General features: G+C 35.1%; 13 protein-coding genes and 1 pseudogene. 11 read left to right on the top strand and 3 right to left on the bottom strand.

Features of this window, described 5'->3' with window-relative positions; translation table 11 throughout:
* The first annotated feature begins 54 nt into the window (after positions 1-54).
* From CVU84_04605 to CVU84_04590, 4 genes are all read left to right on the top strand, one after another.
* Positions 55-672, top strand: a complete 618-nt coding sequence (locus tag CVU84_04605; protein ID PKM96082.1) for a methenyltetrahydrofolate cyclohydrolase — start codon at positions 55-57, stop codon at positions 670-672.
* A gap of 104 nt (positions 673-776) precedes the next feature.
* Positions 777-1,307 (top strand): hypothetical protein, encoded by a 531-nt coding sequence (locus CVU84_04600; protein ID PKM96081.1) that lies wholly within the window; start codon positions 777-779, stop codon positions 1,305-1,307.
* A 321-nt stretch (positions 1,308-1,628) separates the two neighbouring features.
* Positions 1,629-3,110: a stage IV sporulation protein A gene (gene spoIVA / locus CVU84_04595; GenBank protein PKM96080.1), complete on the top strand. Its 1,482-nt coding sequence runs from the start codon at positions 1,629-1,631 to the stop codon at positions 3,108-3,110.
* A gap of 168 nt (positions 3,111-3,278) precedes the next feature.
* Positions 3,279-3,875 (top strand): amino acid ABC transporter substrate-binding protein, encoded by a 597-nt coding sequence (locus tag CVU84_04590; GenBank protein ID PKM96079.1) that lies wholly within the window; start codon positions 3,279-3,281, stop codon positions 3,873-3,875.
* A 56-nt stretch (positions 3,876-3,931) separates the two neighbouring features.
* Here the strand turns inward: CVU84_04590 and CVU84_04585 are convergent, their stop codons facing one another.
* Together CVU84_04585 and CVU84_04580 are read right to left on the bottom strand one after the other, a co-directional pair.
* Positions 3,932-4,195 carry a hypothetical protein gene (locus CVU84_04585; GenBank protein ID PKM96078.1) on the bottom strand — a complete coding sequence of 88 codons (264 nt, stop codon included), beginning with the start codon at positions 4,193-4,195 and terminating at the stop codon, positions 3,932-3,934.
* Between the two features lie 18 nt (positions 4,196-4,213).
* Positions 4,214-5,470, bottom strand: a complete 1,257-nt coding sequence (locus CVU84_04580) for a DNA polymerase IV (GenBank protein ID PKM96077.1) — start codon at positions 5,468-5,470, stop codon at positions 4,214-4,216.
* Between the two features lie 162 nt (positions 5,471-5,632).
* Here CVU84_04580 and CVU84_04575 point away from each other — a divergent pair, with 162 nt between their 5' ends.
* Positions 5,633-6,604: a hypothetical protein gene (locus CVU84_04575; GenBank protein ID PKM96076.1), complete on the top strand. Its 972-nt coding sequence runs from the start codon at positions 5,633-5,635 to the stop codon at positions 6,602-6,604.
* Between the two features lie 140 nt (positions 6,605-6,744).
* Here the strand turns inward: CVU84_04575 and CVU84_04570 are convergent, their stop codons facing one another.
* Positions 6,745-8,787 carry a hypothetical protein gene (locus CVU84_04570; protein PKM96075.1) on the bottom strand — a complete coding sequence of 681 codons (2,043 nt, stop codon included), beginning with the start codon at positions 8,785-8,787 and terminating at the stop codon, positions 6,745-6,747.
* Positions 8,788-9,047: 260 nt separating this feature from the next.
* Between CVU84_04570 and CVU84_04565 the strand changes: the two are divergent.
* From CVU84_04565 to CVU84_04540, 6 genes and pseudogenes are all read left to right on the top strand, one after another.
* A pseudogene (locus tag CVU84_04565) lies at positions 9,048-9,262 on the top strand (prevent-host-death protein).
* 412 nt (positions 9,263-9,674) lie between these two features.
* Entirely contained in the window at positions 9,675-10,142 is a 468-nt protein-coding gene (locus tag CVU84_04560) for a ribosome maturation factor RimP (GenBank protein PKM96074.1), read from the top strand.
* A 28-nt stretch (positions 10,143-10,170) separates the two neighbouring features.
* A complete protein-coding gene (locus CVU84_04555; protein PKM96073.1) occupies positions 10,171-11,349 on the top strand; it encodes a transcription termination/antitermination protein NusA in 1,179 nt (392 codons plus the stop codon).
* 7 nt (positions 11,350-11,356) lie between these two features.
* A complete protein-coding gene (locus tag CVU84_04550; protein ID PKM96072.1) occupies positions 11,357-11,623 on the top strand; it encodes a DUF448 domain-containing protein in 267 nt (88 codons plus the stop codon).
* On the top strand, positions 11,616-11,918 hold the full coding sequence (locus tag CVU84_04545; GenBank protein PKM96071.1) for a 50S ribosomal protein L7ae: 303 nt from the start codon (positions 11,616-11,618) through the stop codon (positions 11,916-11,918). Before CVU84_04550 ends, CVU84_04545 begins: the two co-directional genes overlap by 8 nt.
* Positions 11,919-11,953: 35 nt before the next feature.
* Entirely contained in the window at positions 11,954-14,242 is a 2,289-nt protein-coding gene (locus CVU84_04540) for a translation initiation factor IF-2 (protein ID PKM96070.1), read from the top strand.
* Positions 14,243-14,258 lie beyond the last annotated feature (16 nt).

Here is a 14,258-nt window from a genome sequence, read left to right as displayed (position 1 = left end):
GATAAATAAAGAAACGATTATTCATACTTAGTAAAAGTAGAAGGAGCATGGAATATGTTAATTGATAAAACGATTGTTGAATTTTTAAATGAGACCGCATCTAGTAATCCAGTTCCAGGTGGTGGAAGTATAGCGGCTCAAAGCGGTGCAACTGCCGCAGCCTTAGTAGAAATGGTAGCAAACCTTACGATAGGTAAGAAGGCATACGAAAAGGTATCAGACGAGATGATACAAGTAGCACAAAAAGCAGGGCTGCTTAGAGCTGAATTGGTAAAAGAGATTGATAGAGATTCAGACGCCTTCAATGAGGTTATGGCTGCTTATAAATTGCCAAAGGATACAAAAGAAGATCAAGAATTTAGAAGTGATAAAATTCAAGAGAGTACAAAGTATGCGGCATTGGTACCATTAGAAGTTGCTAGAAAATCATATGAAATTATTAATCTATCAAGAGAAGTAGTAGCCAAAGGCAATAAGAATGCAGTCACAGATGGTATCGTTTCTGCTATGATGGCAAGAACTTCGGCTTTGTCAGCTATTTATAATGTAAAGATTAATCTTAGCTCTATTAAGGATGATGATTTTGTGGAAAGAGCTTCAAGAGAAATAAATGAGATCGAAGCATATGTAAGAACTGTTGAAAAAGAAATCATAGAATCTGTTCAACTATAAAAAAGGTTGTACTTAGGGGGGCGACTTCCATAATGTAACAGCAAAAAGACATTTAAAGTGGCGCAATAAATCAGGCAGATGATGTAGGAAGTGTTTCTAACGATGTGAATGAATTAGGTTATATTGTTTCGAGTAATGCTGAATTAGCTGAAGCTCTCGCAGGGCAATCGCTCATGATTGGTAAGCTCACAGAAGATGGACTAAAACTTGTTGAAAATCTGGCCATTAAGACTGAAGAAAGTAAAAAATCGATGGCTGATCTTTCAGATGTTGCAGAAACTACAAAAGAAAGTACGAATAATATTGGTGAAGCAAGTACAATGATATCCGATATTGCAAGTCAAACCAATCTTCTAGCATTAAATGCAGCAATTGAAGCGGCGCGTGCAGGAGAGGCAGGGAAAGGTTTTGCAGTGGTTGCAGATGAAATTAGAAAGCTTGCAGAACAGTCTGCAAAATCAACAGCTCAAATTGATCAAATGTTAACAGAGCTAAAATATAATTCAACAAAATCAATTGAAACAAGCCGCCAATTACGTGAAGCTGTTGACATTCAAAGTGATAGTGTATTGGAAACACAAAAGAAGTATAAAGAGATAGCAGAAGCCATCCATATGTCTCTTGAGTTTTCATAACAAATTAATTTGTATGGCAAAGATATGGAAGTAAAAAGATGTACGGTAATGACAGTCATAGAAGGTTTATCTGCTATAGCAGAAGAAAATGCAGCAAGTACGGAAGAGTCATCAGCTGCTATACAAGAAATATCTTCAACAATGCATGAGCTTAATGAAAGAAGCAATAGTATAAAAGAAATGTCAAAACACTTAACACAATTAATGGAACAATTTAAGTTGTAAAGGATAAATTTAAAAAGGTCATATAGCAAATTAAGTCTAATTGATAGCCCTTCTACATATATTTATTTATGAGAAAATATGTGTAGGAGGATTTTTATGTTTGAAGAGTACGATGTTTATAGTGACATTAAAGCAAGAACAAACGGTGAAATATACATAGGTGTCGTTGGGCCAGTCAGAACGGGTAAATCTACCTTTATCAAACGTTTTATGGATTTATTTGTAATACCTAACATAGATAACGTTCATATGAAAGAAAGAGCAAAAGATGAATTGCCCCAAAGTTCAGCTGGAAAGACTATAATGACAACTGAGCCTAAGTTTATTCCTCAAGAAGCCGCAAGAATATCACTTGGAGATGACATTGAATTTGATATTCGTTTAATTGACTGTGTAGGTTATATGGTTGATGGGGCTTCGGGTCATCTTGAAGAAGATTTACCTCGAATGGTTAAAACCCCTTGGTTTAATCATGAGATACCATTTACTGAAGCAGCTGAGATAGGGACAAAAAAAGTTATCAATGACCATTCTACAATCGGTGTTGTTATTACAACAGACGGTTCCTTTGGAGAAATTCCAAGAGATCACTATGTGAAGGCAGAAGAAAAAACCATTGCTGAGCTTAAAAAGATTGGCAAGCCATTTGTTCTTATCATAAATACGATCAAACCATTTTCTGACGTTACATCCGAATTAGTGAATGAGCTCGAGAAGAAGTATGGCGTTACAACAATTCCATGTAATTGTGAACAACTTAGAAAAGAAGACGTTGAAAAAATATTCGAAAATGTATTGTTTGAATTTCCAGTTTCCTCGCTTAATTTTAACATTCCAAAATGGATTGAAGTACTTGATCACGACCATTGGCTCAAGGAAAGTCTAATAGCAACTGCAAGAGATACAATTAAGAGTATCAATACAATAAGAGATATTAAAAAGCCTTCAATCCTTGCCTTTAATAACGAATATGTAGAAAAAATTAATTTAGATAAGATTTCGTTGTCAGATGGTAGTGCAAATATGGATATAAAAATTAAGGATGATTACTATTATAATGTACTCAGTGATTTAATTGGAACGGAGGTAGAAGGAGAATATCAATTCATTTCTCTTATTAAAAAGCTTGGTAAGGTTAAGAAGAAGTATGAACAGGTTGAAAAGGCCCTAACAGATGTTTCGCTTCATGGATATGGAATAGTTTCACCTCATATTGAAGATCTAGTCTTAGATGAACCGGAAATAGTGAAACAAGGCAATAGATTTGGGGTTAAATTAAAAGCAAGCGCTCCTACTATACATATGATTAAATGTGATATAGAAACTGAGGTCTCTCCTATTGTTGGAACTGAAAAACAAAGTGAAGACTTTATGAATTATATTATGAGTGAATTTGAAAATGATCCAAAAACGATATGGAACTCTAACATATTTGGAAGATCTTTGCATGAACTAGTCAATGATGGACTTCAAAACAAAATCTATAGAATGCCTGTAGACACCCAATTAAAGCTTCAAGAAACCTTGAAGAAAATTATGAATGAGGGAAACGGCGGATTGATTTGTATAATAATTTAACCTGATTCCGTATGTACTGCGTACATACAGAATCAGTGGGCGCACAAGCGCCCACTGATGGCAAGCGCAGCTTGCCATTAGGTTACGAGCACACAGTGCGAGTATATTAGATATATTAGATATATTAGGTATATTACCCTAAGACGTTCTAAATCAAGGTAAAGTGGGATGATTATGGAGAAGATTCAAGCAAAAAAATATAATTTTCATGGTGTATATGATTTGTCTGAAAAGCAGCTTAAACAACATGAAATGTTATATGAGAATTATGTACAAAAGCTTAATCAAGTAAGGACCTTACTTGTTGAAGATAAAGATTTTGCAGGTACGAATAGTACCTTTAGCAGATTGAGAAGCCTAAAGCTAGCAGAAAGCTATACTTTAAATGGTGTTAAGCTCCATGAACTCTATTTTGAAAACATAATAGGTGCAGGCAAGAGACCATATCCACCACTTATGGATGCTATAGTTGAAGATTTCGGAAGTGTAGAGCATTTCATTGATAAATTTAAAGCGGTTGGTATGGCTATGAGGGGATGGGCTGTTTTGGTTTGGGATCCATTAGATGAAGGCTTACATGTCATCGGTCAAGATGCCCATGATGAAGGTAGTACCATTGGGACGATACCCTTGTTGGTTTTAGATGTATATGAACATGCGTATATGATTGATTATGGAATTGCAAAAAAAGAATACATTGATATTTTTATTAAAAATATTAATTGGGATGTAGTAAATGTAAGATATTTAGAGATTTTCTCATAAGAAGGTTTTTTCTTCAAAACAAGAGCGATTTTAAGCCGCTCTTGTTTTCTTGATACTTACAATTTAAACAAAACCCATCTACAAGAATCCAATTCATATCTAAGCTCACACACCTTTATCGTGTTGTTAATAACAATTTCACAAGTGAATTTATATATTTTGTTACCTGCTAGTTTTTCTAGTTCAGAGGTATAGATTTTTCTGATTTTATAGATGTGATTTTCACCTTCGTTTTGAGAAAGCTTGAATTTAAGAGGGTGAATTTTACCGTTTTCTTCTGTCCAACTAATCATCTCTATGGATTTTGCTATGGTTTTCAAGTAAGCGCCTCCTTCTTATTATAATATACTTGTCATCACAGGATAATCGTCTTCGCCAATACCTCCTGTCATCGGTTGAATTCCAGAGTGAAGAAAACAAGCGCGCCCTGCAGCATTATTTCCGTATCTTAAACGGATTGCATCTATACATTTATCTAAAGCCTTATATTTTTCTAAAGTATTGGAGTCAAACAAAGTCATTTGCACATAATCATTATCAGTAAGTTCGGAAACACTTACCCCGAGCTTCCTTAGAGGAGTGCCTTGCCAAAGCTCATTAAAAAGTTGCTTACAGACATGATAAACATCGTTTGTTGAATCTGTTGGAACATCTATTTTGCGTTGGTGAGAGGTGTATCCAAAAGTATTTGTTGTAATAGAAATAGCAATTAACCGTGAGCTCATCTTAGCAGAGCGTAGTCGCATACATACATTTTCAACTAAAGAAAGAAGCACCTTATATGCAGTTTCATAGTCTTCTGCATCAAAAGACATGGTTGTAGAATTTCCCATACCTTTTACAAGTTCATGATTACTCTTTCTTACTATGGAATCATCAATACCATTTGCATATTGTTGAATTAATAATCCGTGACTCTTAAAATGAGAAAAAAGAATATGAGTATCGGCCTTAGCAAGGGCACCAATCGTATAAATGCCAAGTTGGTGTAGCTTGAGCTCAGTTCTTCGTCCTACCATAAATAAATCCCTAACAGGTAGAGGCCACATTTTTTCTTGTATTTCATGAGAATATAGAGTATGAATCTTATTAGGCTTTGAGAAATCAGAAGCCATTTTTGCTAGTATTTTATTAGAAGAAACACCTATATTAACAGTGAAGCCTAATTCCTTCTTAATGCGTTCCTTAATGTTATGGGCGCATTCCAGTGGCTCGCCAAAGTGATCTGACATATGCGTATAGTCCAAAAAGCATTCATCAACACTAAATCTTTGTAGGGACCGGGTATATTCTTGTAGTATTGTCACCATGGCTTTGCTGGCTTTCATATAAACACTATAATCGGGAGGAACTGATATTAAATCAGGACATTTTGCAAAGGCAGCTCTTAAGGATTCGCCGGTTTGTATATTAAATCGCTTGGCAGGGAGGGATTTTGCTAAAACAATACCGTGCCTTGACTTCTCATTGCCTCCGACAACAGAAGGGATATCTCGTAGATCAGAAGGATAACCTTGTTGCAACAGAGAAATAGCAGACCAACTCAAGTAGGCAGAGTTAGCATCTATATGAAATATTGTAGGTGAGGTCGACATAATTATTCACTCCAAGTAGGCTAAGATATAACCTATTATAACACGAACATTTGTTTGCGTAAAGGAGTTTTGGAAGAATTCATTAGGAGGATTTTGGAAGGTCATACTCAGGGCTTTCCAGACATAGAATAACATAATTAGAAGATAAAAAGGAATCTGGTTATGAAGTATTATTTGTGTAGGACAGATGGGTTGGAAACTAGAAAGCATGTTATAACTCCAGAAAATCTTGTTTTTAGTGGAGGCGGTATAAAAGGCATTGCATATTTAGGTGCAATAAGAGCTTTGGAGGAGACAGGTGTTATTCAAGGGGTTAAAAGATATTCAGGAGCGAGTGCGGGTATGATTATTGCGGCTTTGCTTGCTATCGGCATGAAGGAAAAGGAACTATATCGTCAGATGATAGCCATAGATTTTAAAAGCTTCTTGGAAGAATCAAGAGTAAAAATAGAAATGCTGGCAGATGATCCCAAAATGTTATTAGAACCAATGACTTCTGCAATGGTTCTATATGATGAGGTTGTTTATAGAGGTTTGTGTGATGGAAGTTATTTTACAAAATGGTTGATACATATGTTTAAAAGAAAAGGTTTTGACGGTAAAACGACCTATAAGCAACTCTATGAAGCAACAGGCAAGGAACTTCATTGTGTGCTTTGCAACTTGAATTATGGAAAAACAGTAATTGCTAACCATGAAGATACACCAGATATGCCTGTTGTGGCCTCTGTTAGAGCATCTATGTCAATTCCTTTTATTTACAGGCCCTTTGAATGGAAAGAGGATATTTATGTAGATGGAGGCACTATGTATAACTACCCAATTGAAATTTTTGATGAAGGTTGCCCTGCTGATAATACTTTAGGGTTTATCTTGTCTTCAAAAAATGATATTTTAACCCCTTCTAGAAGGGAAGATAAAAACCTATGGCAACATATTGCGTGTACGTACGAAGCCGTTAGAAATGTAGCAAATGAATATTGCTTCAGAGGTGGAAATGAGTATAGAACAGTATTCATTGATCATAAACACATTAATACTCTGGATTTTGATTTAACTTATGAAGAAAAAGAAATGCTGATTAAAGAAGGATATCAAGCCACCTATACATACATAACAAAGGGAAAACACTAAGGCCTAACTTCCTTGTCATTTTGGTAGATTAACCTTCACTTATAGAAGTATTCCTTTATTTCCATAGGAAACAAAGGAATGCGGGGGAGGAGGGGTAAATTTTTCACAATAGAATGTATACACTTGATGGAAAGTTTAGATCAATTACCAAACTGTGGGTAGGCTTTTTTTAGGTCGGCAAGCGATATTAATACGCCTGGATTATTTGCGTCGTACATCTCACTTGCAACATATTTTTCCGTAGTTCCAGCTTTTGCTCCTGAATAATACTGATTATTATACCATAATTTGCTAGCACCATAAACCTGGCCGTCTTTAATATAAGGAGCCGTGACCCATTCAAATTGGCAAGTTGTTTTGCAAGTCCCATCGTCAAAAGTTTTACTGTTCTCCTTTGCAGCCAAAGCGGCGGACCAGGCTGCCAAAGCGGCATTATAATTGTACTCGGATTTTGGAGTAGTCACAGGGGGCTGTACAACCGCTGGTGTATTCGTTGCTGCTGGTGTTTGATTATTTGGTTTTTTTTGGGGTGTACTTTTTTGTTCTGGCTTTTTTGTCTCAGTTGGCGTTGACTCTTCGACTGCTTTTTTAGTTTCTTGGGAAGTAATAACTGGAGTATATGGCGCATTAAGTACAATATTTGTACTGTCTAATTTATAAGTAAGAGTCGTTTTATATGCTGGTGTGTTATCCTGTTCGGGTACTTTTACCTCAATGTTAACAGGACCGCCAGCTTTTAAAAATCCCAATAAGGACATTTTTATAATTGCTTTGCCAGAAGTATCAAAACTCTGGCTATGTATTACCTTGCCGTCTCCATTCTTTAAACGTACCATTGTACCTTTAATATTTTTAACTTGTTGATAATTTGAAAGATTAACTGTAACGGTATATTCTTTATTCATCTCGTCCTTAAGCTTTTGAAGCTTCTTATCGGATTTTATGCTTTCTTCTATCCAAAGATTTTTAGTGTAAACTTCCATCACGGATTTAATAGTATTAGCATATATAAAATCTTTGAATCTATCACTAATTGTTGATACATCATTAGCATATTCTCCACCAGCTCCAAAGCCTATTTTTCCAGGTGTTTTTTCGGCAATATAAGCATAGGCTTCAGGATCTTTCCAAAAAATATCACAGTAGTCGGTGATAGCACTGTCAAGTTTGTTTTTGAATTCTTCAGGATTTTCAGAACTCTTGTGCAGTTGGCTTACTATTTTATACCATTCAACTGCTGAGCGGGTTGCCTTGGGATTTGTAAAATAATAGTATCTATAGGAATCTTCCCATTTTTGAAGATTTTTATCAAGTGCCGTTTCTGCATATTTATTTATAGCAACATCCATAAAGGTGGCTCCTGCAGATGCAAGACCGATAGCAGTACCGCCCCATTTGGAAGCGCTGTAATAAGATGAATTTTTAATTAAATTATTAACAGCGGCATTGTTGTCCCCGTTAGAAAGATCATAGGCAAGCTGTGCGAAAGCAAAGCCAACCCCGGCTTCGGTCATTAGGCTATTTATACTGGTTAGCGTTTTAGAACTGACCGCCGTCGATAGAATAGATTCTGATGCACTGGTAAGTCCGTAATAGGAGTTGAAGCTATTCCAGCCAGCGCTTAGGGCAGTTGAGCTCTCACCAGTCCCTTTTTCAATTTCACCAAGTATTTTTTCCATATCACTTACGCTGTATAACGACGTAGGCATACTGTCGAATTTAGGCAATTTATCTGAAAGTTTTTTTCGACCATCTTTAAAATATACAACAGCATATTTTGAAAAATGATTGGTATATATGGTTACTACTTTTTCTTTTGAGTCAACGGTATAGGGTACAGCAAGCCATTTGCTTTCCTGTTCATCAAAATATGCAGCAGATATCGCATCCGTTGCATCAATATCAGATGAAAATTGTTCTTCGTCATAGGGTATTTTTATTTCCGCAACACCTTCCATAACAGTTTTGTTAGGAAGTGATATTTCATAAGTATAAAATGCAACACCATCAATGTCCTCTGTTTTAGGGTTCTTAACTTTTGACACATCGATAGTTTCATCATCTGGCAAAATACCTTCAAGAACAGAAACTGTGACATCATTTTCTTTATAAATGCTTATATTCTGACTGTTTTCTTGAGTGATTTCTCTAGTATCAGTAACCGAAATAAGAATAAAAAACAATAAATATGTAACAACCCAACAAAGTAGAGATTTGAAAAAAAATCATCAAATAACATTATTAATGCAAAAAACAATAACATAGACCAAATAATCCAAAACATTATAAGTACGAGTAGTGACCTTTTTGTTTTTTCATTCATCATTGTAGCCTCCCTTGGGCATATTAAAATCTATTGGATTAAATTAAGGTGTTAATTATTTACTTCATTATAACGTATATTATAATTCTTTCAAATAAAAAGTTAAACGCTGTAAAAATTATTTAACATATTAGACCAGTTTCAGATTTAAGAAACAACTTTGCAGATATATCAAGAATAGTGCATGAAACAGCTGAACCTGAAATGAAATTTATCTTAAATGGAAAGAAGCTGAAATGGAAGCTAAGTCTACAAACATTCGCTATTCACATGAAGAAGTATTTTCAAATCTACGAAAACGAATAGCTGAAAAGGCTAATAATTATAATGTATAGTTTAAGATATTTACCGTTAGCGCAGAAGGACTTAATATATATTGAGTATTTAATATATATGGTTATGCTAGCCTGCAAAAAGGCTTCCATGTTCACATCTGATTTCCTACCATGTAAGTTAGAACGTAACTTTGTATAAATCAATTGCAAATATTTCATAAAACTTCTTGTCAACAACTATTATCAGTGCTATAATAGAAGAGATGATAAATCATATATACATTTAAGAGAGAGTGGACTTTTGGTCCACTCTTGTTATTTAATATGAGAGATTATCATAAACAAATGGAAAAGCGGCAGATATGTATCAAGGATTTTATTTTAAAAACGAGCCGATTTTCTGTATTTAATAAGTATATCATATACAACTATGAAGGTTCTGCATAGGTATTTAGGTGAAAGGGGTGACGAAATGTCATTTAAAGAACAAATCGAAAAGCTCGTAGAACAATTATTGGATCCAATTTTGGTGCAAAATAATTATGAGCTTGTAGATGTAGAGTATGTAAAAGAGGTAGGTACTTGGTATTTAAGGATTTACATTGACAAAGAAGGTGGCGTAACTGTTGATGATTGTGAGGTTGTTAGTAGGGCCCTTGACGTAGAGCTAGATAAAACGGACCCAATAAAGGATCCATATATTCTTGAAGTAAGCTCGCCAGGACTAAGTAGGCCATTAAAAAAAGATAAGGATTTCACAAGAAGCATTGGTAAAGCTATTGAAATAAAGCTCTATAAAGCTATGAAAAATGAAAGAGAATTTGTAGGAATATTAGAAAGCTTTGACTCAGACCAAGTAGTAATTAGCATTGAAAAAGAAGGTAACATGACATTTAACAGAAAAGATATTGCGCTTATTAGACTAGCTGTTATCTTTTAAATATAGTATTTAAGGAGGATTAGAGGCAATGAATGCAGAATTTATTCTAGCATTAAACCAGATTGAGAAGGAAAAGGGTATTAGCAAAGATATCTTAATCGAAGCAATTGAAAATTCGCTTATTACAGCGTGTAAAAATAACTATGGTACATCACAAAACATTAAAGTTAATATTGACAGAGAAAAAGGTGATGTAGTCGTATACGCGGAAAAGGAAGTTGTTGAAACGGTAGAAGATCCACATCTTACCATTTCCCTTGAAAAAGCTAAGGAAATCGACAAAGCGTATGAAATCGGGGACATAGTTAACATTGAAGTAACGCCTAAAAATTTTGGAAGAATAGCAGCAGGAAAAGCAAAACAAGTTGTTGTTCAAAAGATACGAGAAGCAGAGAGAGATGTACTTTTTAACCAATATATTACAAAAGAAAAAGAAATCGTTACTGGTATCATCCAGAGAGAAGTGAAAGGTAGCGTAGTCGTTAATTTAGGCAAAATTGATGCAATGCTTGTTGACAAAGAGCAGGTACCTGGAGAAGTATATCCACCTAATGAACGCTTAAAGGTCTATGTAATTGAAGTAAAAGAAAGTACGAAGGGACCTAAAATTTATGTATCTAGAACTCATCCAGAGCTTATAAAGCGTTTATTTGAACAAGAAGTGCCAGAGGTACACGATGGTGTTGTTGAAATAAAATCTATATCAAGAGAAGCAGGTTCTAGAACAAAAATAGCTGTACATTCTAACAATTCTAATGTGGATCCTGTAGGTTCCTGCGTAGGACATAACGGTGCAAGAGTTGGAATCATAGTGCATGAATTAAAGGGCGAAAAAATTGATATTGTACCTTGGAGTGAAGATCCAGCTAAGTTTATTTCTGCAGCTTTAAGCCCATCAAAGGTTGTTAAGGTCGCTGTAGATATTAAAGTGAAAAGTGCAAAGGTAGTTGTTCCGGATTATCAGTTGTCTTTAGCGATTGGTAAAGAAGGGCAAAACGCAAGATTAGCTGCAAAGCTAACGGGTTATAAGATAGATATTAAAAGTGAAACACAAGCAAAAGAAACTAATTTTATCTTAGAATCTGATGAAGTAATCATACCTATTGAAGATAAGTTTGCACAAGCACATACAATAGAAGAGGATATGGATATATTCGCAAAGAAGCCAAAAGCATCAAAAGCAAAGAAGGACTTATTTGAGGAGTAGTGATTATATGCAAAAGAAAATGCCACTGAGAAAATGTATAGGGTGCCAAGAGATGAAAAACAAGAAAAGTCTTATTAGAATTGTTAGAAATAAAGAAGATGAGTTTTTTGTTGATCTTACGGGGAAATTAAATGGACGTGGCGCGTATATATGTCCTACTCAAGATTGCTTAGCATTGGCCATTAAAAGTAAAGGCCTAGAAAGATCCTTTAAATGCCAGATACCAGAAGACGTATATCAGCAAATGAAAAAGGAGTTAGGTCAAAATGAATAAAGTTTTTCCAACACTAGGACTTTGTATGAAGGCGGGACTGTTAGCTGCAGGTGAGTTTATGGTTGAGAAAGCCATTAAAGATGAAACAGTAAAGCTTGTTATTATAGCAGGTGATGCTTCAGATAATACAAAGAAGAAGTTTAGAAATATGTGTACATTTAGAAATGTTGAGATGATTGAATTTAGTGATAAGTATACGCTAGGAAAAGCACTAGGTAAGGAAGTAAGAGCTACGATAGGTATATTAGACGTGAATTTTGCAAAAAATATAAAGTCAAAAATTGAAGAAAAATAAAAATATAGGCTTAAAAGGCTTACGGAGGTGATTTAATGTCAAAAATACGTGTCTATGAAATCGCGAAGCAGGTTGGAGTGAGTAACAAAGATCTCGTCGATGAACTTGCTAAAATTGGCATTGAAGTAAAAAATCATATGGGGTCACTTTCTGATGAAGAAGTGGAAAAAATTCTTGTACATTACAAGAATAAAGGAACGGACAAAAAACAGATTGATAAGAAATCAGTTGATCATAAAGTAGAAGAAAAGAAACAAGTTGAGAAGAAGATCACACCTCAAGCAGAACAATCCCATGTTGCTAAAAAGGTGAAAGAAGAACCAAAGCACAATGAAGTAAAACAAGAACAACAAAAGACAGAACTACCAAAACAACAAAAACAAGAGCAGATAAAGCAAGAAGCACCAAAGCATAGACCAAATCAAGTGCAACCAAAACAAGCTCAAACAAAACAAGTGCAACCACAAGTGCAACCACAAGTGCAACCTCAACAAGCTCAACCTGAGGCGGAGAAATCAGTAGCTAATACAAAGAATTCACAGAAATCAGCTCAAATTGAAAAAGAAGGAGAACTATCCATTATTAAAATAGCAGACACAATTACAGTTAAAGACTTATCACTTAAAATAGACAAACAAGCATCAGAAATTATTAAAATGTTAATGATTAAAGGTGTTATGGCAACAGCAAATCAAGAAATCAACTTTGATATGGCCCAATCCGTTGCAGAAGAATTAGGTTTTCTTGTAGAACAAATGGAAGAAGTGGATATTACAGAAGAATTCTTTAAAGAAGAACCAGATTCACCAGAAGATTTAGAAAGCAGACCTCCAGTTGTTGTAGTTATGGGTCATGTTGATCATGGTAAAACTTCTTTATTAGATGCAATTAGAGAAAGTAAAGTAACAGAAGGTGAACACGGTGGTATTACACAGCACATTGGTGCTTCAGTTGTAGCAATTAACGGCCAAAAAATTACCTTTTTAGATACACCAGGACATGAAGCGTTTACGGCTATGAGACTTAGAGGAGCAATGGCAACAGACATCGCAATCCTAGTTGTAGCAGCAGATGATGGAGTTATGCCACAAACGATAGAAGCAATTAATCATGCTAAAGCAGCTGGAGTTAAAATTATTGTAGCAGTGAACAAAATAGATAAGCCAGGTGCAAACTCAGATCGTGTTAAGCAGGAATTGGTTGAATTTCAATTAGTTGCTGAAGAATGGGGTGGCGATACTATTTGTGTTGATGTATCAGCGCTAGAAAGAACAAATCTTGACCAACTATTAGAAATGATCTTACTTGTATCTGAAATTGAAGAATTCAAAGCTAACCCACATAAAAATGCAAGAGGAACCATTATAGAGTCACAGCTTGATAAAGGTAGAGGCCCTGTTGCAACAGTACTTGTTCAACATGGTACCTTAAATGTTGGGGATTCTATAGTAGCAGGAACTGCATATGGTCGTATCAGAGCTATGGTGGATGATAAAGGAAGACGTGTTAAGCATGCTGGACCTTCAACACCAGTAGAAGTTCTTGGATTATCAGAGGTTCCAATTGCTGGCGAAGCGTTCTATACAGCAAAGGATGAGCGTCAAGCAAGACATGTAGCTGAAAAAGTAACAGTAAAAAATAGAGAAAAATTACTTACTCATACACCACATAAAGTAACACTAGATGATTTGTTTACTCAAATTCAAGCTGGCGATGTGAAAGAGCTAAAAGTTATTGTTAAAGCAGATGTTCAAGGTTCTGTTGAAGCAGTAAAACAAAGCTTAGTTAAATTGTCAAATGAAAAGGTAATGATCAATATAATTCACGGTGGCGTAGGAGCAATTAATGAATCAGATGTAATGTTAGCATCTGCTTCTAATGCAATCATAATAGGATTTAATGTTAGACCTGAAGCAGCAGCAAAGATAACAGCGGATAACGAAGAAATTGACCTTAGATTATATCGAGTTATTTATAATGCAATTGAAGATATAGAAGCCGCTATGAAGGGTATGTTAGATCCAGAGTTTAAAGAAAAAATTATTGGGCATGCTGAAGTTAGGCAAACCTTTAAAGTATCTGGAGTGGGTACCATTGCTGGAGCTTACGTACTTGATGGTAAGATAACTAGAAAATCAAGTGTTAGATTGCTAAGAGACAACATCGTTATTTATGAAGGCGAACTTGATTCTCTAAAGCGCTTTAAAGATGATGCTAAGGAAGTTAATACAGGCTATGAGTGTGGTTTTACACTTACGAAGTATAATGATATGAAGGAAGGCGACATCATTGAAGCCTTTATCATGGAAGAATTACCAAGATAGAGTAACCTAGCTTTTA

The organism is Firmicutes bacterium HGW-Firmicutes-1, from assembly GCA_002841625.1.
In the GTDB taxonomy this organism is placed as follows: Bacteria; Bacillota; Clostridia; order Lachnospirales; family Vallitaleaceae; genus HGW-1.
This window is presented reverse-complemented; position numbering and strand designations above follow the sequence as displayed.